At 72.1% G+C, this 21,104-nt stretch carries 18 protein-coding genes and 1 riboswitch; of the genes, 8 read left to right on the top strand and 10 right to left on the bottom strand.

Translation table 11 applies throughout. The annotated features are described in order from the left end of the window. Positions 1-67: 67 nt before the first annotated feature. The 6 genes from ABD691_RS14405 to egtA form a co-directional block, all read right to left on the bottom strand. The gene (locus ABD691_RS14405) at positions 68-544 is read right to left on the bottom strand and encodes a nitroreductase family deazaflavin-dependent oxidoreductase (RefSeq protein WP_344680168.1); all 477 of its coding nucleotides are present in this window, start codon (positions 542-544) and stop codon (positions 68-70) included. A gap of 83 nt (positions 545-627) precedes the next feature. Beyond that, on the bottom strand, positions 628-960 hold the full coding sequence (locus ABD691_RS14400) for a hypothetical protein (protein WP_344680167.1): 333 nt from the start codon (positions 958-960) through the stop codon (positions 628-630). 114 nt (positions 961-1,074) lie between these two features. Then, complete coding sequence (gene egtD, locus ABD691_RS14395; protein WP_344680166.1) at positions 1,075-2,046, bottom strand: L-histidine N(alpha)-methyltransferase; 972 nt, start codon at positions 2,044-2,046, stop codon at positions 1,075-1,077. A gap of 36 nt (positions 2,047-2,082) precedes the next feature. Next, positions 2,083-2,832, bottom strand: a complete 750-nt coding sequence (egtC, locus tag ABD691_RS14390; RefSeq protein WP_344680165.1) for an ergothioneine biosynthesis protein EgtC — start codon at positions 2,830-2,832, stop codon at positions 2,083-2,085. Positions 2,833-2,837: 5 nt separating this feature from the next. Further along, positions 2,838-4,154 (bottom strand): ergothioneine biosynthesis protein EgtB, encoded by a 1,317-nt coding sequence (gene egtB / locus ABD691_RS14385; RefSeq protein ID WP_344680164.1) that lies wholly within the window; start codon positions 4,152-4,154, stop codon positions 2,838-2,840. Positions 4,155-4,198: 44 nt separating this feature from the next. Further along, positions 4,199-5,437, bottom strand: a complete 1,239-nt coding sequence (gene egtA, locus ABD691_RS14380; RefSeq protein WP_344681276.1) for an ergothioneine biosynthesis glutamate--cysteine ligase EgtA — start codon at positions 5,435-5,437, stop codon at positions 4,199-4,201. Positions 5,438-5,612: 175 nt separating this feature from the next. Here egtA and ABD691_RS14375 point away from each other — a divergent pair, with 175 nt between their 5' ends. The 3 genes from ABD691_RS14375 to ABD691_RS14365 all read left to right on the top strand — a co-directional run bounded on the left by ABD691_RS14375 (position 5,613) and on the right by ABD691_RS14365 (position 9,376). Continuing rightward, positions 5,613-6,197 carry a TetR/AcrR family transcriptional regulator gene (locus tag ABD691_RS14375; protein ID WP_344680163.1) on the top strand — a complete coding sequence of 195 codons (585 nt, stop codon included), beginning with the start codon at positions 5,613-5,615 and terminating at the stop codon, positions 6,195-6,197. Between the two features lie 164 nt (positions 6,198-6,361). Continuing rightward, entirely contained in the window at positions 6,362-7,747 is a 1,386-nt protein-coding gene (locus ABD691_RS14370; protein ID WP_344680162.1) for a pyridoxal phosphate-dependent decarboxylase family protein, read from the top strand. Between the two features lie 123 nt (positions 7,748-7,870). Then, the gene (locus tag ABD691_RS14365; protein ID WP_344680161.1) at positions 7,871-9,376 is read left to right on the top strand and encodes an alpha/beta hydrolase; all 1,506 of its coding nucleotides are present in this window, start codon (positions 7,871-7,873) and stop codon (positions 9,374-9,376) included. Between the two features lie 58 nt (positions 9,377-9,434). On the opposite strand, the gene ABD691_RS14360 is transcribed toward ABD691_RS14365, so the two are convergent. Further along, positions 9,435-10,913: a peptide MFS transporter gene (locus ABD691_RS14360; RefSeq protein WP_344680160.1), complete on the bottom strand. Its 1,479-nt coding sequence runs from the start codon at positions 10,911-10,913 to the stop codon at positions 9,435-9,437. Positions 10,914-11,159: 246 nt separating this feature from the next. Between ABD691_RS14360 and ABD691_RS14355 the strand changes: the two genes are divergently transcribed. From ABD691_RS14355 to ABD691_RS14335, 5 genes are all read left to right on the top strand, one after another. Beyond that, positions 11,160-11,723 (top strand): TIGR03086 family metal-binding protein, encoded by a 564-nt coding sequence (locus tag ABD691_RS14355; protein WP_344680159.1) that lies wholly within the window; start codon positions 11,160-11,162, stop codon positions 11,721-11,723. A gap of 225 nt (positions 11,724-11,948) precedes the next feature. Next, positions 11,949-13,274, top strand: a complete 1,326-nt coding sequence (locus ABD691_RS14350) for a hemolysin family protein (protein ID WP_425565105.1) — start codon at positions 11,949-11,951, stop codon at positions 13,272-13,274. Next, a complete protein-coding gene (locus ABD691_RS14345) occupies positions 13,271-14,317 on the top strand; it encodes a hemolysin family protein (protein WP_344680157.1) in 1,047 nt (348 codons plus the stop codon). Before ABD691_RS14350 ends, ABD691_RS14345 begins: the two co-directional genes overlap by 4 nt. Before the next feature lie 54 nt (positions 14,318-14,371). Further along, positions 14,372-15,937: a protein kinase domain-containing protein gene (locus tag ABD691_RS14340; RefSeq protein ID WP_344680156.1), complete on the top strand. Its 1,566-nt coding sequence runs from the start codon at positions 14,372-14,374 to the stop codon at positions 15,935-15,937. Positions 15,938-15,959: 22 nt separating this feature from the next. Then, a complete protein-coding gene (locus ABD691_RS14335) occupies positions 15,960-16,844 on the top strand; it encodes a 3-methyladenine DNA glycosylase (protein WP_344680155.1) in 885 nt (294 codons plus the stop codon). A 53-nt stretch (positions 16,845-16,897) separates the two neighbouring features. On the opposite strand, the gene ABD691_RS14330 is transcribed toward ABD691_RS14335, so the two are convergent. The 3 genes from ABD691_RS14330 to ABD691_RS14320 all read right to left on the bottom strand — a co-directional run bounded on the left by ABD691_RS14330 (position 16,898) and on the right by ABD691_RS14320 (position 21,075). Next, complete coding sequence (locus ABD691_RS14330) at positions 16,898-17,167, bottom strand: HesB/YadR/YfhF-family protein (protein ID WP_344680154.1); 270 nt, start codon at positions 17,165-17,167, stop codon at positions 16,898-16,900. 70 nt (positions 17,168-17,237) lie between these two features. Continuing rightward, complete coding sequence (gene gcvP, locus ABD691_RS14325; RefSeq protein WP_344680153.1) at positions 17,238-20,132, bottom strand: aminomethyl-transferring glycine dehydrogenase; 2,895 nt, start codon at positions 20,130-20,132, stop codon at positions 17,238-17,240. Between the two features lie 171 nt (positions 20,133-20,303). After that, positions 20,304-20,408: riboswitch (glycine riboswitch) on the bottom strand. Between the two features lie 100 nt (positions 20,409-20,508). Next, entirely contained in the window at positions 20,509-21,075 is a 567-nt protein-coding gene (locus ABD691_RS14320) for a MerR family transcriptional regulator (protein ID WP_344680152.1), read from the bottom strand. Positions 21,076-21,104: the final 29 nt, after the last annotated feature.

Here is a 21,104-nt window from a genome sequence, read left to right as displayed (position 1 = left end):
ACCGGGCCGCCCAAGACCGGGCCAACACAGGCCCAGCCTAGGCCGGACCGGGCGACCGGGCGCGCGCTCAGGCGCGCCGCGACAGCACGAAGACGCGGATCTCCCGGTCGCCCGCGCGTGCGGCGTAGGAGTCGTAGGCGGGCCAGGTCGGGGTGATGACCTCGCGCCAAAGCCGGTCGCGCTCGGCGCCGGTCACCAGCCGGGCTCGCACCGAGGTCCGCCGCCCGCGCGCCTGCACCTCGGCTTCCGGATGGGCGAGCAGGTTCGCCGACCAGGCCGGGTGGTTCTTCTGCCCCCAGTTCGATCCGACGACCACGAAGTCCTCGCCGTGCGGCGCGTACAGCAGCGGCACCGAGCGGGGACGGCCGCTGCGGCGCCCGGTCGCGGTGAGCACCAGGTACGGCAGGCCGACCATCCGCAGCAGGCTGACCCGCCCGCCGGTGCGCTCCTGCACCGCGAGGTCGGCGGGCACGAGCTTCTTGCCGACCGAGGCGAACCACTCCTGCTTCCCCAGCGACTGCGCGAGTTTGCTCAACGGGTTCACGCCGCCATCCTGCCAACTCCGCCCGGGGCTGAGAAGGCGGCGCCCGCCCGGCGGCTGCCGGACGGGCGCACGGGTGCGGCGGGTCAGCTGGAGAACGACACCGACCGGGCGAGCACTCCGGCCGGAGCCTTGGAGTGCGCGGGCACCACGTAGTAGACGTCGGACTGGCACCGCTCGTCGAGGAAGACGACGGCCGTGCTGTCGGTCCGGTTGTCCACGTGGTGCGCGGGCTCCCGCGGGTCGGGCAGCGGCAGCCGCACGCAGCCCCGCCCAGGGGGATCCACCAGCAGGTGGTGGGCGCCGGACTCCCGGTCGCCGACCTGGTAGATGAAGTCGCCCTGCGCCGCGAAAGCGGACCCGGCGACGGTGAGCAGCAGCGCGGCGCTGACCACCGGAACAGTTGCACGGAGACGCATCTCTTCTGCCGACCTTCCTTGGGGTAGTGGGGAAATGCGTCTCCATTGGCCGGCAGCCGACCCGCACCCACCACCGGTGTCACTCGGCAATCCGGTGATCTTCCCCGCACCGGGTCAGCGCGCGACCGCCAGTGACAGGCCGAAGTCGCCCGCGTCGTCGGTCCACCAGCGGTGCAGCCCGAACCCGGCCGCGTCGAGCTCCTCGCGGACCCGCCGGTGGCGGAACTTCGCCGAGATCTCGGTGCGGATCTCCTCCCCCTCGGCGAAATCCGCGGTCAGCTCCAGCGACCGCAGGGTCGCGGTCATCGGCCGCGTGGCCCGCAACCGCATCTCGATCCACTCCTGCTCGGCGTTCCACAGCGCCACGTGGGCGAAGTCCTCCGGGACGAAGTCGGCGTCGAGCTCGCGGTTGAGCACCCGCAGGACGTTGCGGTTGAACTCCGCCGTCACCCCCTGCGCGTCGTCGTAGGCACGCACGACCCGGGCCGGGTCCTTGACCAGGTCGGTGCCCAGCAGCAGCCACTCCCCCGGCTTCAGCGCGGCGCGCACCGCCGACAGGAACTCGGCCCGCTCGGACGGCAGCAGGTTGCCGATCGTGCCGCCGAGGAAGGCCACCAGCCTGCCGCTGCCCGACCGCAGCGCGGCGAGCTCGGTGGTGAAGTCGCCGACCACGCCCCGCACCACCAGTTCCGGGTAGTCGACGGCGATGGCGGTGACCGCCGCGCGCAGCGCGGACTCGGACACGTCCAGCGGGACGAACTCGCGCAGCGTCTCGGTCTTGCGCAGGGCGTCGAGCAGCAGCCGGGTCTTCTCCGAGGAGCCCGAGCCCAGCTCGACCAGCGTGGACGCCCCGGTCACCTCGGCGATCTCCACCGCGTGGCTGCTCAGGATCCGGTGTTCGGCTCGGGTCTGGTAGTACTCCGGCAGCGCGGTGATCCGCTCGAACAGCTCGCTGCCCTCGGCGTCGTAGAACCACTTCGGCGACAGCCACTTCGGCACGTCGGTGAGGCCGGCGCGGACGTCGGCCCGCAGCTGCCTGGCCGCGTCGGCGTCGGTGAAGTGCACGACCAGCTCGGGTTCGGTCATCTGGGAAAGCTCCTATCGCGGCCCGATCCGGGCGGATCAGGCGTCGGGCAGCGTCGTGACGGTCACGTTCGAGGTGTCGGCGACGACCAGCCGCCGGTCCGGGATCTGCTCCCAGCCCCCGGTGCCGCCGAAGGGTTCGGAGGACACGGTCACCGAACCGGCCTCGCCGCGGACCCACAGCGAGTGCCACCACGTGGTGGCGACCAGGACCTCGCCGTCGGTCAGCAGGAAGTTCAGCCGCGAGGTAGGCGACTCGGCGAGCACCTCGCCGAGCAGCTCCCGCACGGCCTCGGCGGGGTCGCGGCCCTTGCGCAGGCTCCGGCGCAGCAACGCCCACAGCACCGCCGAGTCGGTCGGCGCGTCGAGGGTCATCAGGTCGACGACGTCGAGCCGGGACGCGGCGGCGGCCAGCGAGTCCGGCCAGCCGTCGACCCGGCCGTTGTGGCTGAACAGCCACTGGTCGTCGGAGAACGGGGCGCAGGCCGTGACCACGACCGGCATCCCCACCGTCGCCGAGCGCACCGCGGCCAGGACCGCGCCGCTGCGCACGTCGGCGGCCATCGAGGCGAACGAGGTGTCCGTCCACATCGGAAGCAGCGACCGGTAGCGGTGCGGTTCGGGCCTGCCCTCCCGGTACCAGCCGACGCCGAACCCGTCGACGTTGACGGTGCCGCCCTGCCGCATGTCGTCGGGCGCCCAGGTCTGCTCCAGCAGCGAGTGCTCCGGTTCCAGCAGGAGTTCGGCCAGCGACACCGGCGGCCCGAGGTAACCGACGTGCCTGCACATCGGCGTCAGCCCAGCTCTTCGGGACGTGGTGTGCGGGCGCAGCGGAACCCGGAGAAGATCTGCCGCCGGATCGGGTAGTCCCAGTTGCGGAACGTGCCCCGGCACGCGGCCGGGTCGGTGCCGAACGAACCGCCGCGCAGCACCTTGTAGTCCGGTCCGAAGAAGACCTCCGAGTACTCCCGGTACGGGAACGCCGAGAATCCCGGGTACGGCAGGAAGTCCGTCGACGTCCACTCCCAGACGTCGCCGATCAGCTGCCGCGCGCCGCACGGCGCCTCGCCCTCCGGGTACGCCCCGCGCGGCGCGGGCCGCAGGTGCCGCTGGCCGAGGTTGGCGTGCTCCGGGCCCGGATCGCCGTCGCCCCACGGGTACCGCAGCGAACGCCCGGTGCGCGGGTCGTGGCGCGCGGCCTTCTCCCACTCCTGCTCGGTCGGCAGCCGCTTGCCGATCCAGTTCGCGTACGCCTGCGCTTCGTGGAAGCTCACGTGCACCACGGGTTCGTCGGCCGGAACCGGCTCGACGTGGCCGAAGCGGCGCCGCAGCCACCGCTGCCCGTCGTGCTCCCAGAACCGCGGAGCGCGGAGCTTCGCGTGCAGGCGGTGCGCCCACCCGTCAGCCGACCACAGCTCCGGCCGGTCGTACCCGCCGTCGGCCATGAACCGCTGGTAGTCGCCGTTGGTGACCGGTGTGGTGTCGATCCAGAAGTCGTCGACGTGCACCTCGTGCGCCGGGCGCTCGTTGTCCAGCGCCCACGGTTCGGTCGACGTGCCCATCACGAAGGTTCCCCCGCGCACCAGCACTTCGGCGGGCAGCGAGTCCGCGTCGGCCGCCCGGGGCGGTGCCTCGTCGGTGAGGACCGGCGCTCCCCTGCGCAGCTGGTGGGTGGCCAGCATCGTCTCGTCGTGCTGCTGCTCGTGCTGCACGATCATGCCGAAGGCGAACGCCCCGTCGACCAGCCTCCGGCCCTCCAGCGGGGTGCGGTCGAGCAGGTCGAACACCTTGTCCCGCACCGTGCCGACGTACTCGCGGGCCTCCTCCGGGCCGAGCAGCGGCAGTTCCGGCCGGTCCTTGCGGGCGTGCTTGAAGGCGTCGTAGAGGTCGTCGATGTCGGGCCGGATCGCCTCGGCGCCGCCGACATCGCGCACCAGCCACAGCTCCTCCTGGCTGCCGACGTGGGCGAGGTCCCACACCAGCGGTGACATCAGCGGCGAGTGCTGGCGGACCAGGTCCTCGTCGTCGACCGAGTCGGTCAGCACCGCACTGCGCCTGCGGGTGCGTGCCAGCTCGTCGGCCACGTGCGCCCGCAGGTCCTCGATCCCCATTTCGGCAGGGTTCTTCCTGGTTTCCACCGGTGTTACCTCCAGCGTCAGCGAGCACGGCCGCGGGCTTCGGCGAGCCGTCGCGCGGTGTGTTCCGACAGCCGCCGCGGCAGGCCGTCGGGGCAGTCCAGGTTCCGGAGCCGCCGCACGGCGAGCTCCAGCACGGCCTCGGCGGTGTCGGCCAGCACCGGATCGACCAGGCCGTGCCGCGCCGCCTGCACCCATCGCCCGGCGGCGGGCGCGGTCAGCTCCAGTACTTCGTCCACTGTGGATTCGTCGTGCAGCAGCGCGATGACCGCCCCCGCGGGCAGCATCCAGTCGTCGCCCGGCTGCGCGTCGAGGTAGCGGACCTCCAGGTAGCCGCGCGGGCGCACCGGCGGGAACACCGTGGTCATGTGGTAATCGAGGTCGTCGCGGGTGGGGGCGCCGGGCAGCGCGCCGTGGATCCACTCGGCGAAGCTGACGCCGCTGGGCGCGGTCCAGTCCCCGTTCTCCCGCCGCAGGCACACCAGCGCGGTGTCGAGGATCCGGCGGGCCCAGCCCGCCGCCGGATCCGCGCCGACCGGACCCGGCCGGGTGCGCGGCGGATCGGTGCGCAGCAGCGACCGCGTCCGGGTCGAGACCCAGCCCGTGGCCTCGCCGAACAGCCTCGGGGAGTTGGCGAACATCGCCATCATCACGGGCCCGAGCGCGTGCAGCGCGGCCCACCGGGCGGCCACCCGGTGCGATTCGCCCGCGTCGACGCAGACCTGCACCCCGGCGGTGCTGCACATCATCAGCCTGCCGTCGATGCCGATCCGGTCGAACGCGGTCTCCATCGCCGCGTAGCGCGGCACGTCGAGCACCCGCTGCGGCAGCCGCCACGGGTCGGTGCCCTGCTCGCCGAGCACCAGCCCGGCGCGGCCCAGCAGCCGCCGGACGAAGTCGGCGTCGGCGGCGACCACGTCGAACAGGGAGGTCATCGATGAAGTGGGAAGACTGGACACCTCGACCTGGCCTCCAGGCTCAACGGTGAGCACGGAGCCGTTCGGCAGCCGGCGGTGCGGGCTGCCGGGGACCAGGGAGTCGGGAGCGTGCGGGCCGAGTGCGGAGATCAGCGCCTCGGGATCGAGCGGCCTGCGCGGATCGTCGGCGTGGTGGACGGTCCATTCGAGCTCGATTCCGAGCAGTTTCGGAGGACCGTGCTTGAAGCACACCGACGCCACGTACGCCTCGGCCTCGGCGCGGGTGCGGACTCTGGATGTCGGGAATTCGGCGGCGCTCGAATCTATCGACAAGGTCACCATCATCACCATCTGTCGTGGGCTGGCCCTCGAAAGCTACCTCCGCTCCCGCCGCAGCGCACCCCCTTGCCCGGGCAGAATCGGTTTGCTAAGCCGAGTTGGACGCACGGCGGTAACACGCCTGCAAAACGTACGTACGGATTGCAATTCCGCGGCCCCACCTGGGACGATCAGGACCATGCCCCGGGTCAGTCAGGATCACCTCGAGGCCAGGCGCCGTCAGATTCTCGACGGTTCCCGGTCCTGCTTCGCGCGCTTCGGCTACGAGGGCGCCACGGTCCGCAGGCTGGAAGAGGCCACCGGGCTGTCCCGCGGTGCCATCTTCCACCACTTCAAGGACAAGGAGTCGCTGTTCCTGGCGCTGGCCGAGGACGACGCGGGCCGGATGGCCGACGTGGTCGCCGAGCAGGGCCTGGTGCAGGTGATGCGCGACCTGCTCGACGAGCGCAGCGGCACCACGCCCGGCGCGGACTGGCTGGGCACCCGGCTGGAGGTCTCCCGCAGGCTGCGCACCGACACCGACTTCCGGCAGCGCTGGGCCCAGCGGTCCGAGCAGCTCACCCAGGCGACCAGGGCCCGTCTGCAGTGGCAGCGCGACTCGGGCAACCTGCGCGACGACGTCGACGTGGACGTGCTGACCGCCTACCTGGAACTGGTCCTGGAAGGACTGGTCTCGCACCTCGCGATGGGTCTGCCCGCCGACGACCTCGGCCCGGTCCTGGACGTGGTCGAGGAAAGCGTCCGCCGCCACCGCGGGCGCTGACTCCGCGGCGAACCGGAACCGCCCGCGTCATCGGAGATTTCCCCGCGGCGTCCTATGTGATCGGTGCCCGCGGAGTCCACCGGTTCCGGATTGGACCGCGACACAGCGACGGCGGCGCGCCTACGCTCGGGCCGCATCACCGCCTCTTCGCGTGGAGTGCCGTCATGGACCCGAACCTGGCAACCGATCTCGCCCGCTTCCCCGACCTGCTCACCGCCGCCCGGGACAGCGCCATGCGCGCGCTCGCCGGAGTCGGCGAGCGCCCGGCCGCGGTGGCACCGCGGCCAGCGGCCCCCGCTCCCCTGCCGATGCGGGGTGTCGGCGCCGAGGCCGCGCTGGAGCTGTTCGGGCAGCGGTGGGAACCGGGTTTCTCGGGCAGCGCGGGGCCGCGCTACCTCGGGTTCGTGACCGGTGGGGCGACTCCGGCCTCGGTCGCCGGGGACTGGCTGGCCGCTGCCTTCGACCAGAACGTCGTCACCGGCCTGGACTCGTCGGCGCCGGACCTGGAGCGCGAGGCCGTCGGATGGCTGCGCGAGCTGTTCGGCCTCGGCGAGCGGCACGACGGCGCGTTCGTCACCGGCGCCACCATGTCCAACCTCACCGGCCTGGCCATCGGCCGGGAGTGGGCCGGTGAGCAGCTGGGCGTTCCGGTCTCGCAGTCCGGCGTCCAAGCCCTCGGCGAGATCCCGGTGCTGTCCGGCAGCCCGCACTCCAGCATCTACAAAGCGCTGTCGGTGCTGGGCATGGGACGCGGCTGTGTCCGGGAGATTCCCGTCCTCCCGGACCGGGAGGCGGTCGACGTGGCGGCGCTGGAAAGCGCGCTGTCCACACTCGACGGACGTCCGGCGATCGTCGTGGCCAACGCGGGCACGGTCAACAGCGTCGACTTCGACGACCTGCGCGCGATCGCCGCGCTCCGGGAGCGCTTCCCGTTCTGGCTGCACGTCGACGCCGCCTTCGGCGCGTTCGCCGCGCTCGTGCCGGAGCACGCGCACCTGGTCGACGGGATCGACGAGGCGGACTCGGTGTGCGTCGACCTGCACAAGTGGCTCAACGTCCCCTACGACAGCGCCGTGCAGTTCACCCACCGCCGCGACCTGCAGACCCGGATCTTCCAGAACTCCGCGGCGTACCTGGGATTCCCGGGCCAGGACCCGGACTTCGTCCACCTGACCCCGGAGAGCTCCCGGCGGCTGCGCGCGCTGCCCGCGTGGTTCTCGCTCACCGCCTACGGACGTCAGGGCCACGCCGAGATCGTCGAGCGCGACATCGCCCTCGCGCGGTTGCTTGGCGCCCGGGTGGAGGCGATGCCGGGCCTGCGGCTGCTCGCGCCGGTCCGGCTCAACGTCGTGTGCTTCACCGTCACCGGAGACCCGGACCAGCAGCGGGTCGACGCGCTCGTCCGCGCCGTCAACGCCGACGGCGAACTCTTCCTGACTCCCAGCGTTTACAAGGGAGTCCCGGCCCTGCGCGCGGCGTTCAGCAACTGGCGCACGACCGAGCGCGATGTCGAACGCATCGCCCGCGCGCTCGGAAACCTCGCCTCCTGACGCGGTTTTCCCTCGTTCGCGCACCCGACACGGCGGCCGGAACGGCCGGTCCCGCCGCGGTGATCTCCTACGCTGCCGGACAGTCCGCAATCGACTCGAACTGATCCGCGACGAGGAGAACCAGTGAAGCGATCGATCGCGCTGTCACTCGCCGGTTCCGCGGTGCTGGCCAGCACCGCGGCTGGGCCGGCGCAGGCGGCGGCGACGCCGGTGTTCGGCCCGTGCCCACCGGACGTCGCCGCCGAGCCGCAGCTGCGGTGCGCCACCGTCGACGTGCCGCTCGACCACGACGAGCCCGCCGGTGAGCGGCTGCGGCTGACGATCTCCAAGCTGCCCGCGCGCAAGCCCGCCGCGCGGCGGGGCTCCCTGCTGGTCAACCCGGGCGGTCCGGGCGGTCCGGGGATCTCCTTCGCCGCCGGTCTGGCGCGGTCGCTTCCCGGCGAGGTGCTCGACAGCTACGACCTCATCGGCTTCGACACCCGCAACACCGCGCACAGCGAGCCGATCAGCTGCGCCGACCCGGCCACCTACTGGAAGACCCCGCTGCCCGACCCCGACTCGCCGCAGGCCCGGGAGCTGAACTGGCGCCGCGCCGCCGAGTACGCCGACGGCTGCCAGGCCAGGGCGGGCAAGTACCTGCCGCACCTGACCACCGACAGCAACGTCCGGGACATGGACCTGGTCCGGCAGTCCCTCGGCGAGGAGCGGATCAGCTTCCTCGGCTACTCCTACGGCACCTACCTGGGCGCGGTCTACGGCGAGAGGTTCCCCCAGCACGTCGACCGCATGGTCCTCGACAGCTCGGTCAACCCCGCCACCTCGCAGATCTGGTACCGCAACAACCTCGACCAGGACGCGGCGGCGCAGCGGCGGCTGGACGACTACCTCGGCTGGATCGCCCGGCACGACGGGGTCTTCCGCCTCGGCTCCGACCCGGCCGCGGTCCGCGCCTCCTGGCAGGCCGTGCAGGACGACCTGCGCGCCCGGCCGCGCGGCCCGCTCGGGCCCGCCGAGTTCATCGCGATCACCTTCGACGCCCTGTACTCCGAGGACGACTGGACCGACCTCGGGCACGCGCTCAGCGCGTACCGCAACCGCCACGACGACCGGGCGCTCGTCGCGAAGGTCAAGCCCAAGGGGCCTGCCGAGGAGAACTCGAACGCGATCTACAACGCCGTCGAGTGCGCCGATGCGCCGTGGCCGTCCCGCCGCTCGGTCTGGGAGCGCGACGCCACCGAGATCGCGCGGACCCACCCGTTCGCCGCCTGGTACAACTCCTGGACCGTCGCGCCGTGCGCGAGCTGGCACGCGCCTCGGCAGCGGCCGGTGCGGATCAGCGGTTCGGACCTGCCGCCGGTGCTGATGTTCAACTCCACCGGCGACGTCGCCACCCCGTACGAGGGGGCGCGGGAGATGCACCGCGCGCTGCCGTCGTCGGTGCTGGTGACCGAGGAGAACGCGGGCAAGCACGGGGTGTTCGCGCTCGCGGGCAACACCGAGGCCGACCGGATCGGGACCGACTACCTCGTGCGCGGCGTGCTGCCCGCCGAGGACGTCGCGATCCCCGGCCACCCGCTGCCGGACCCGGCGAAGCCGCTGCCGGAGGCCAAGACCGTCCGCCTGCGCTGAACGACGCGAAGAAGCCGGTCCCGGGGAGTCCCCGGGACCGGCTTCTCGTCGCCGCTGCTCAGTTCACGCCGTGCATGTACTTCTTGATGCTCTTGGCACCGATCGCGAGCAGCACCGCGCAGCCGATGGTCGCCAGGCCGACGACCCCGAAGTACAGCTGCTGGTTTTCGACCGAGTACCACTTGACGACCTGCGCACCCAGGCCCTGGCCCATCGCTGGCGCCAGGAAGTACAGGCCCAGGGTCTGCGAGGCGAAGACCTTCGGCGCGAGCTTGGTCGTGGCCGAGAGCCCGACCGGGGAGAGCAGCAGCTCACCGATGGTCATGATCACGAAGACCAGCGCCAGCATGATCGCCATGTGGTTGCCCTCGCCGACCACGGTCTTGGACAGCACCACCCACAGGAACGCCAGGCCCACGAACAGCAGGCCGCCGACGAACTTCTGCGGGGTCGACGGCTGCCGCTCGCCGAGCTTCATCCACATCACCGCGAACAGCGGGGCCAGGATGATGATCGCCAGCGAGTTGATCGACTGGAACCACGAGGCGGGGATCTCGTAGCCGAGGACGCTCAGGTTGGTGTTGGCCTCGGCCAGGTTGGCCAGCGTGTTCGGCTGCTGCTCGAACAGCAGGAAGAACAGCGCGGTCGCCAGGAACAGCGGGATGTAGGCCACCAGCCGGTCCCGCTCGATCTTGGTGATCTGCTTGCTGCTGAGCATCACCGCGAAGTAGACGACCGGCAGCACGGCCGAGACGATGCTGATCACGTTGACCAGGCCGTCCAGGTCGAGCAGGCCCGCCACCGCGGGCACCGCGATCGCGGCGACCACCAGCACGGCGATCGCGCCCGCGCGGGCCAGCACCCGTCCCCGGTGTCCCTCCGGCAGCGGGTTGACCGGCTTGAGCCCGGCGGTGCCCAGGGTCCGCTTGCCGATCACGTACTGGATCAGGCCCAGCGCCATGCCGACCGCCGCGGCGCCGAAGCCGAGGTGCCAGTTGACCTTCTCGCCGAGCCAGCCGCAGATCAGCGGCGCCAGGAAGCCGCCGATGTTGATGCCCATGTAGAAGATCGAGAAACCGGCGTCCCGACGGGTGTCGTGCTCGTCGTAGAGGCTGCCGAGGATTCCGGAGATGTTGGGCTTGAGCAGACCGGTGCCCAGGACCAGCAGGACCAGTCCGGCGATGACCGTGGCGAGTCCGCCCGGCAGGGCCAGCGAGATGTGGCCGAGCATGATGACGAAACCGCCTGCGAACACCGCCCACTGGGCACCGGTGATCCGGTCGGCTACCCAGCCGCCGAAGATGCTGCTCATGTAGACCGAAGCGCCGTAGACACCGACGACCGAGAGCGCGGTGGACTCGGGGATCCCCAGGCCGCCTTCGGCGACCGCGGTGTACAGGTAGTACCCCAGGATCGCCCGCATCCCGTAGTAGGAGAACCGCTCCCACATCTCGGTGAAGAACAGCGTGGACATTCCGCGGGGGTGCCCGAGAAAGCCCCGCTGCGGCGCGTCCGCAACCGTGGCCGTTGAACTCACGATCACGTCCTCTCGTACGTCTGTTTACGCGGCGGTAGCCGCTGCACTGGGCGGCAGGTTACGCCCTGCCACGGTGGCCTGGACCACCAGTCGTAAACCCGCCGCGGACGATCTCCGCCGACGGCGGTGAACTGCCGGGATGCCGGCTCCGCCAACAGGGTGTGACCAGCCGCTCAGCCGCGCGAGGCCGGGTCGGCAACACCATGTGAGCATGGCCACAACCACCATCCGAACCAGGGAGGATCCATGCAACTGCTGCACGCCCACCGACGGGCGATGACCGAGTTCGACCGCCGCGTCCAGCTGATCCGGCCGGACCAGTGGGACAACGGCACGCCGTGCGCGGAGTGGTCCGTGCGCGATCTGCTCCAGCACCTGGTGTCCGAACAGCTGTGGGCGCCGTGGCTGCTGTCCGGAGCGACGCTGGACGAGGTCGGGGACCGCTTCGACGGGGACGTGCTCGGTTCCGACCCGGTCCGGGCGTGGAACGAGGCCAGCGCGCAGGCGCGGCAGGCGTGGGACCGGCCGGACGCGGTCACCGGGGAGGTCAACGTGACCGGCGGGGTGATCCCGGCCGAGGACTACGGCTGGCAGATGACCCTCGACCTGGCCGTGCACGCGTGGGACCTGGCCAGCGGGATCGGGGCGCCGCGGGAGCTGGACCCGGAGCTGGTCGCGGCGGTGCACACGGTGTTCGCCCCGCAGGTCCCGTCCTGGCAGGAGATCGGGATCTTCGACCCGCCGCTGCCGGTCGCCGACGACGCCGACGAGCAGACCCGGCTGCTGGCCCTGCTCGGCCGACAGGCGTGAGACTCCGCCGGCAGGCATGAGACTCCACCGGCGGGCATGAGACGATGTCGACACCTCGGGTGCCGCTTCGTCCGGGATATACTGGACTGCATATTTCTGGCGCTTTCGACGAGGAGTGACACCTTCGGTGCCCCAGGCACAATCACCTGACGGCAGTACCAAGCCGGGACGTGGTCCCGGCTTTCCGCACATCGCGACCGGCACCCCGCTGCGAGGTGCGCGGTGATCGAGGTACTGCTGGCCATCCTCGGCCTGCTGTTCGTCGCCGTGCTCACGCTGGGCACCGGCCTGGCGGTGGCCGCCGAGTTCTCCCTGACCTCGCTGGAACGCAGCACCGTCGACGCGCACGCCGCGCGGGTCGGCGACAAGCGCGCGAAGAACGTGCAGCGGGCACATCGCACGCTGTCGTTCCAGCTATCCGGTGCCCAGGTCGCGATCACGCTCACCACGCTGGTGACCGGTTACGTCGCCGAGCCGCTGATCGGTGAGCTGCTGCGGCCCGGCTTCCTCGCGCTGGGCGTGCCGCAGGCCGCCTCCGGCGCGCTGTCGCTGACCCTGGCGATCCTGCTGGCGACCACGCTGTCGATGGTCTTCGGCGAGATGGTGCCCAAGAACCTGGCCATCGCCCGCCCGCTGGCCACCGCCCGCGCCGTCTCCGGCTACCACGCCCGGTTCTCCCAGGTGTTCCGGCTGCTGATCGACGCGATGAACAACAGCGCGAACCGGCTGGTGCGGCGGCTGGGCGTCGAGCCGCAGGAGGAGCTGCGCTCGGCCCGCTCCCCCGACGAGCTCGGCTCGATCGTCCGGTCCAGCGCCGAGCACGGGACGCTGGACGAGGCGACCGCCGAACTGATGGACCGGTCGCTGCGCTTCGGCGACCGCTCCGCGGGCGAGCTGATGACCCCGCGGATGAAGGTCGAGTCGCTGCCCGCCGACGACACCGTGCTGGACCTGCTCACCGTCGCCCGGCACACCGGGTTCTCCCGGTTCCCGGTCCAGGGCGCCGACCTCGACGAGGTGCACGGCGTCGTGCACGTCAAGCAGGCGTTCGGCGTTCCGGCCGACCAGCGCGGGACCACGAAGGTCGGCTCGCTGGCGCGGCCGGTGCCGACCGTTCCCGAGACGCTGGACGGCGACTCGCTGCTCAACCGCCTGCGCGGTTCCGGCCTCCAGCTCGCGCTGGTGGTCGACGAGTACGGCGGCACCGCGGGCATCGTGACGCTGGAGGACGTCGTCGAGGAGATCATCGGCGACGTCCGGGACGAGCACGACGGGCGCGAGGCCGCGGCGGTGCGCCCGCTGGCGGCCGACAGCTGGCTCGTGTCGGGCCTGCTGCGCTCCGACGAGCTGGCCGACGCCACCGGCTTCGAGATGCCCGACGGCGACTACGAGACCGTCGCCGGGCTGGTGCTGGCCGAGCTGGGCCGGATCCCGCAGCCCGGTGACCGGGTCGAGGAGGGTGCCTGGGAGCTGACGGTGTCCCGGATGGAGCGGCGGCGCATCGCCGAGCTGCGGCTCACCCGCCGCGTCGACCAGGGGGCCGCGCGATGACCGACTCGACGGCGATCCTGCTCGGCGTCGCGCTGCTGCTGCTCAACGCGCTGTTCGTCGGGGCCGAGTTCTCCCTGCTGTCCTCCCGCCGCGACCGGCTGGAGGCGCTGGTCGACCAGGGTGTCGGCCGGGCCCGGCTGGTGATCAGGGCCAGCCAGGAGGGCTCGCTGATGCTCACCAGCGCCCAGCTGGGCATCACGCTGTGCTCGCTGGGCCTGGGCAGGCTGGGCGAGCCCGCGGTGGCGCACCGGCTGGAGGTGCTGGTCGCGCCGCTGCGGATCCCGGGTCCGGTGCTGCACGCCGTGGCATTCGCGATCGCGCTGGCGATCGTCGTGGTGCTGCACGTGCTGGTCGGCGAGATGGTGCCGAAGAACCTCGCGCTGGCCGACCCGGAACGGCTGGCGCTGTGGCTGGTGCCGTTCCTGGTGGGCTTCGTCAAGCTGGCGCGGCCGCTGATCGCGCTGTTCAACATGATGGCCAACGCGGTGCTGCGGCTGCTGCGGGTCGAGCCCAAGGACGAGCTGGAGACCGCCTACACCTCCTCGGAGCTGGCGGAGCTGCTGGTGGAGTCGCGCCGGGAGGGCCTGCTGGAGCAGGCAGAACACCGCCGGCTGGCACAGACGCTGTCGTCGGTGGAGCACGTGGTCGGCGACGTGCTGGTCCCGCTGGCCGACCTGACCACGCTGCCGAACGGGTTCACCCTCGGCGACGTCGAGCACGCGGTCGCCTCGACCGGGTTCTCCCGGTTCCCGGTGCGCGGGCAGGACGGCTCGCTGCGGGGATACCTGCACGTCAAGGACGTGCTCGACCAGGCGGGCGAGGACCCGTCGACCCCGGTCGACCCGGTGCGGGTTCGCTCTCTGCCCGCGGTGGCCGCCGACGCCCGGCTGGACCAGGCGCTGGCCCGGTTGCGGCGCGCGGGCAGCCACCTGGCGACCGCCGTGGACGCCGCCGGCCGACCGGTCGGCGTGGTCGCGCTCGAAGACCTGGTCGAGGAGTACGTCGGCACTGTCCGTGACGGCACGCACGTGCACTCGGCCTGACCGGAATCTCCGGGATGTTTCACACGATCGAGTGGCGTAAGAGATGATCGGAGGGTGCTGCACGAGAACGACACCGCTGCCCGCGCCGACCGCGTGATCGCGGGCCGCTACCGGATGCGGAGCAGGATCGGCAGCGGCGCGATGGGGGCGGTGTGGTCCGGAACCGACGAGCTGCTGCTCCGGCCGGTCGCGATCAAGGAGCTACGGCTGCCGTCGGGGGTGCCCGAGGACGAGTTCTCCGAGTTCCACGAGCGGGCGCTGCGCGAGGCCCGCGCGCTGGCGGTGGTCACCCACCCCAACGTCGTCATGCTCTACGACGTCGCCGAGGACGGCGGCGTGCCGTTCGTGGTGATGGAGCTGGTGCCCGCCGAGAGCCTGGGCACCGTGCTCAAGCGCGGCCCGCTGGACGTGCACCAGCTCGCCGTGTGCGTCGACGGGGTCGCCGGTGCGCTGCAGGCCGCGCACCGGGTCGGGATCGTGCACCGCGACGTCAAGCCCGGCAACGTCCTGCTGGGCAGGCACCGCCAGGTCAAGCTCGGCGACTTCGGGATCTCCCGCAACGCCGCCGAGTCCACGCTCACCCGCACCGGCGTCGTGCTGGGCACGCCCGCGTTCGTCGCACCCGAGATCGTCGCGGGCGAGTCCCCGACGCCGGCCGCCGACCTGTGGAGCCTCGGCGCGACGCTGTTCGCCGCCGCCGAGCGGCGGCTGCCCTACGACTCCGACAGCGACCCGCTGATCACGCTCAGCTCGATCCTGCACGGGCGGGTGCCGGAGCACCGCCAGACCGGGCCGGTCGGCGAGGTGCTCAGCGGCCTGATGGTCAAGGACCCGGCGCGGCGGATGCCGCTGCACGAGGTCCGCCGCCGCCTGGCCGAGCTGACCCAGCACGCCGGCGAGACACCCTTCGAGCCGGTGCTGGACCCGCACGCACCCGCCGTGCAGACCGTCACGGCCTCCCCCGGCCCGGCGTCCGAGGCGACGGTGTCACAGCCGCGGCTGCCGGGATCCGCGCCGCAGCCCGGCACCGCGCCTGCCCCGACGACCGTGGACCGGGCGAAACCGCGGTCGCGGCGCGGTGTGCTCACGATCGCGCTCGGCGGCCTGGCCGCCGTCCTGGTGGCGGGCGGTGCCGCGGCCGGGTTCTTCTACGCCCGGTCCGGCGTGACCCCCGCGGGCGTTCCGCAAGCCGGCAGGCCGGGGACGACCGCGTCCGACGCCTTCTCCGAGCTGCAGGCCGAGGCGTTCTCCGGGCAGACGGGCGGGGTCCCGGTCGACCGGACCGGCGGTTTCGTTGGTCCCCTCGGCAACGGCGACACGCTCCAGTACGAGGGTGTCCAGTTCGGCGGCACCCCGGCCAAGCAGGTCACGGCGCAGCTGGCGTCCTGGATCGACGACGGCGTGTACGCCAAGATCGACGTCCGGGTGGACGACCCGGCCAGCGAGCCCATCGGCAAGATCCGGGTGACCGCGGACCGGTCCGGCGGCGAGCAGATCTGGAAGCCGGTTCCGGTGGACCTCACCAGGCCGATCAGCGGCACCCACACCGTGTACCTGACCTTCGTCTCCGAGGAGCCGGAGGACTTCACGAACCTGAACTGGTTCCAGTTCCACCGATGACGCTCGACTACCCTGGCCTGCGATGACCGCGCTCGCCGAACACGAGTGGCAGGCCCGCCGCCACGCGCACCAGGAGCGGGTCCGGCGGTGGACCCGGCCCCACCGGGAGCGGCAGCAGGACGGCCGCAAGCACCCGGTGCTGGACTTCCTGTTCACCTACTACTCGTTCCGGCCGTCCCGGCTCGAACGGTGGCAGCCCGGGTTCGGCGTCGCGCTCGCCGGTGGCGAGGAGTTCCTGGACCGCAAGGGCTACGTCCGCACGCCCGAGGGCGTCGCGGTCGGCCGGGAGGCGCTCACCGAGGCCCGGCGGTCGACAGCGGAGTTCGTGCTGGGCCTGCTGACCGCGACGGCGTCCCGGGCGCCGCGGCTGGGCTGCTTCGGGCTGCACGAGTGGGCCATGGTCTACCGGACCGCGCCGGAGGACATCCGGCACACCGGCTGGCCGCTGCGGCTCGGCCACGCCGGGACCGACGAGGTCGTGGAGTCGTCGAACCTGAGCTGCACGCACCACGACGCGTTCCGGTTCTTCACCCCGCAGGCCCGGCCGCTCAACCCCTTGCAGCCCGCGCGCGAGGACCAGGTCCGGCTCGAACAGCCCGGTTGTCTCCATGCCAACATGGATTTGTTCAAGTGGAGCTACAAACTCGACCCGTTCGTGCCCTCCGAGCTCGTCGCCGACTGCTTCGACCTGGCCCTGCGCGTCCGCGAGCTGGACATGTGCGCGAGCCCGTACGACCTGCGGGACCTCGGCTACGAGCCGGTGCCGATCGAGACGCCGCAGGGCCGCGCGGAGTACGTGCGCAGGCAGCGGCTGTTCGCCGAGGAGGCCGCCGGGCTGCGCGAGCGGCTGATCGGCGTGTGCCGGGGTCTGCTGCGCTGGGCCGACGAGCAGGCGATCACCCGCTGAGACGACGAACCGCCGGTCCGGACGGCATCCGGACCGGCGGTTCGAAACCTTCGTCAGTCGCGCACGGCCAGGCTCAGCTCGCCGTTGTCGTCGCGCTGGGCGTCGAGCACCTTGTCCCCCAACGCGGCGGCGGCCTGCGGTTCGAGGAAGACCCGGACCCCGGACCCCTCGACCACCTCGTCGTCGGCCTCCGGCTCGGCGGCGATCGCCGCCTGCAGCCCGTCCCCCGCGGGGGCGATCCGCAGTCCCGAACCCGGTGCCGAATCCCCGCCGGCGAGGACGACCTTGATGACCTCGGCGGCGTTCTCACTGATGGTGAGCATTTCCTTGCACTCCTTTCGGAGGCGATCGGCTGAAGCCGCCCACCGTAGTGCATGCCGCCGAGGCCGGCAGTCACCCCTCGTACGCCGACAGCGGCGGGCAGGAGCAGACCAGGTTGCGGTCGCCGTGCGCCTGGTCGATGCGCCGCACCGGCGGCCACACCTTGGCCACCCGCGTGCCCAGCGGGAACGCCGCGTCCTCCCGGCTGTAGGCGTGCTCCCACCTGCCCGCCAGCGAGGCGGCCGTGTGCGGAGCGTGCACGAGCGGGTTGTCGTCGGCGGGCCACGACCCTGCGGTGACCTTGTCGATCTCGGCCCGGATCGCGATCATCGCCTCGCAGAACCGGTCCAGCTCGGCCAGGTTCTCGCTCTCGGTCGGCTCGACCATCAGCGTGCCCGCCACCGGGAACGACATCGTCGGCGCGTGCAGGCCGTAGTCGGCCAGCCGCTTGGCGACGTCGTCGACGGTGATGCCGCTGGCCTTGGTGATCGGCCGCAGGTCGAGGATGCACTCGTGGGCCACGAAGCCGCCGGTACCGGTGTAGAGCACCGGGAAGTACTCGTCGAGCCGCCGGGCCACGTAGTTGGCGGCGGCGACCGCGGTCAGGGTGGCGCGGCGCAGGCCGTCGGAGCCCATCATCCGCACGTAGGCCCACGAGATCGGCAGGATCGAGGCGCTGCCCCACGGGGCGGCGCTGATCGGGCCGACGCCGGTCTCCGGACCGGCCGCGGGCTGCAGCGGGTGGTTGGGCAGGAACGGCGCCAGGTGCGCGCGCACGCCGATCGGGCCGACGCCCGGGCCACCGCCGCCGTGCGGGATGCAGAACGTCTTGTGCAGGTTCAGGTGCGAGACGTCGGAGCCGAACTTGCCCATCCGCGCGAGGCCGATCAGGGCGTTGAGGTTGGCGCCGTCGACGTAGACCTGGCCGCCCGCGTCGTGCACCAGCCCGCAGACCTCCCGCACGGTGTCCTCGTAGACGCCGTGCGTGGACGGGTAGGTGATCATGATCGCGGCCAGGTCGTCCTGGTGCTTCCCGACGACCTCGCGCAGGTGGTCCAGCTCGATGTTGCCGGACTCGTCGCAGCGCACGACGACCACGCGCAGCCCGGCCATCACCGCGCTGGCGGCGTTGGTGCCGTGCGCGCTCGCCGGGATCAGGCACACGTCCCGCTCGGCCTCACCACGGCTGTGGTGGTAGGCGCGGATGGCCAGCAGACCGGCGAACTCGCCCTGGCTGCCCGCGTTGGGCTGCAGGCTCACCGCGTCGTAACCGGTGATCTCGGCCAGCCAGCCCTCCAGGTCGGAGACGATCTCCAGCAGGCCCTCGGCGTCCTGCGCGGGCGCGAACGGGTGCAGCCCGGAGAACTCCGGCCAGGTGATCGGCTCCATCTCGGCGGTCGCGTTGAGCTTCATCGTGCACGAGCCCAGCGGGATCATGCTGCGGTCCAGCGCGACGTCCTTGTCCGAGAGCTCCCGCAGGTAGCGCAGCAGCGAGGTCTCCGACCGGTGGGTGTGGAACACCGGGTGGGTCATGTACTCCGAGGTGCGCAGCAGACCGGCGGGCAGCGCGTCCGGGGTGCCCGCGTCGAGCTCGTCGACGTCCACCTCGTCCAGCCCGAACGCCTTCCACACCTTGGCCAGCAGGGCGCGGGTGGTGGTCTCGTCGCAGCTGACGCCCACGTGGTCGGCGTCGACGCGGCGCAGGTTCACGCCCTCGCCGCGGGCCGCCGCGACGACCTCGTCGGCCTTGCCCGGAACCCGGGCGACGACGGTGTCGAAGAAGTCGCGGTGCAGCACCTCGACCCCGCCGCGGCGCAGCCGCTCGGCCAGCACCGCGGCCATCCGGTGCGCCCTGGTCGCGATCGCGCGCAGCCCGGCCGGGCCGTGGTAGACGCCGTACATCGACGCCACGACCGCCAGCAGCACCTGCGCGGTGCAGATGTTGCTCGTCGCCTTCTCCCGGCGGATGTGCTGCTCACGGGTCTGCAGCGCCAGCCGGTACGCCTGGTTGCCGTCGGTGTCGACGCTGACGCCGACCAGCCGGCCGGGCAGCTGCCGCTCGATCCCCTTGCGCACCGCCATGTACCCGGCGTGCGGCCCGCCGAAGCCCATCGGCACGCCGAACCGCTGGGTGGTGCCCACGACGACGTCGGCGCCGATCTCGCCCGGCGGGCGCAGCAGCGTCAGCGCGAGCAGGTCGGCGGCCACCACGACCTGGCCACCGCGGTCGTGGACCTCGGCGATGACGGCCTCGTGGTCGCGGACCTCGCCGGACGCGCCCGGGTAGGCCAGCAGCGCGCCGAACAGGTCGCCCTCCGGCAGCCCGGCGACGCCCTGCGAGAGGTCGGCGACGACGACCTCGATGCCCAGCGGCTCGGCGCGGGTCCTCAGCACGGCCAGCGTCTGCGGCAGGGTGTCGGCGTCGACGACGAACCGGGCCGACTTCGCCCGGCCCGCCCGCCGGACCAGGGTCATGCCCTCGGCGGCGGCGGTCGACTCGTCGAGCATCGAGGCGTTGGCGACGGGCACGCCGGTCAGGTCGGCGACCATCGTCTGGAAGTTCAGCAGCGCCTCCAGCCGGCCCTGCGAGATCTCCGGCTGGTAGGGCGTGTAGGCGGTGTACCAGGCCGGGCTCTCCAGCACGTTGCGCAGGATCACCGGCGGGGTGACCGTCCCGTAGTAGCCGAGCCCGATCATCTCCGCGTGCGGGCGGCAGCGCTGCGCGCGGGACCGCAGCTCGGCCAGCGCCTGGGCCTCGGTCGCCGGTTCCGGCAGCGCCAGCTCCAGGTCGCGCTCGCGGATGCCCTCCGGCACCGCGTGCTGCCCCAGCTCCTCCAGCGACCCGACCCCGATCACCTCGAGCATGTGCGCGAGTTCGGCCGGCGCGGGGCCCACGTGCCGGTCGGCGAACGGGGTGCCGTGCTCCAGCGCGGCGAGCGGGATGCGGTCATGGGTCACGTCGGTCATCGCCAAAACCTCGTCTTTCACGGCGGACACAGGGTGGCAGCACACCGGTGCTGCCCTCCCCCTCTGTCAATGTCCGCGCCGCGAACGCCTGAGAGCTTCACCCGGCCGGGGGCCGGGCTTGCACCGTCGGCGGGGGCACCACGGTCGTGGTGACCCGCTTTCCAGAGGTATCTCGCCCGTGCGGTCCGGTTGGCCTGAGAGGTTGTCGGGGAGGAGTTGCTCCTTCGGCGCCGCACCGGTGCTCCTCACCGGCGCGGACTCTCCCGCGCGGGGTCAGCGATGCAGCGAAGCCTACCCGATCTCAACGGGATCCTGGGCGTCCGTTTCGCCGCATCGTTCGTGCTCCGCCCTGCCGTGCGCACAGCGGACCGATCGATCAACCGGTCTGGCGGTCCCGGCGGCGGCGGGCGAGTTCGTCGTTGACGGGGGCGACCACTTCGGCGCCGTCGGCGCGCTCGGCGGGGAACTCGTGAATCGTGCCGCTGATCTCCCGCATGGCACCGCTGACGGCGATGCCGAACACCCCCTGGCCGCCCTGCAGCAGGTCGACCACCTCCTCGGCCGAGGTGCACTCGTAGACGGTCGTGCCGTCGCTGAACAGCGTGATCCTGGCGAGGTCCTGGACTCCGCGGTGGCGCAGGTGCTCGACGGCGACCCGGATGTTGTGCAGCGAGACGCCGGTGTCGAGCAGCCGCTTGACCACCTTGAGGACCAGGATGTCCTTGAAGGAGTACAGCCGCTGCGAGCCGGACCCCGCCGCACCTCTTATGGACGGCCCGACCAGCTTGGTGCGGGCCCAGTAGTCCAGCTGGCGGTAGGTGATGCCCGCGATCTGGCAGGCGGCCGGACCGCGGTACCCCACGAGTTCGTCCGGTAGCGAGGCGTCGGGGAACAGCTCTCCCTGCTCCGCGGCAGCATCCCGGTTGGGTGCCTCCTCGACCACGCCTGCCTCCCCTCGTCCGGCTTCCGCCG

Source organism: Saccharopolyspora taberi (assembly GCF_039534165.1).
In the GTDB taxonomy this organism is placed as follows: Bacteria; Actinomycetota; Actinomycetes; order Mycobacteriales; family Pseudonocardiaceae; genus Saccharopolyspora_D; species Saccharopolyspora_D taberi.
The sequence above is the reverse complement of the archived record's forward strand: the minus strand, read 5'-3'. Positions and strand labels throughout refer to the sequence as shown.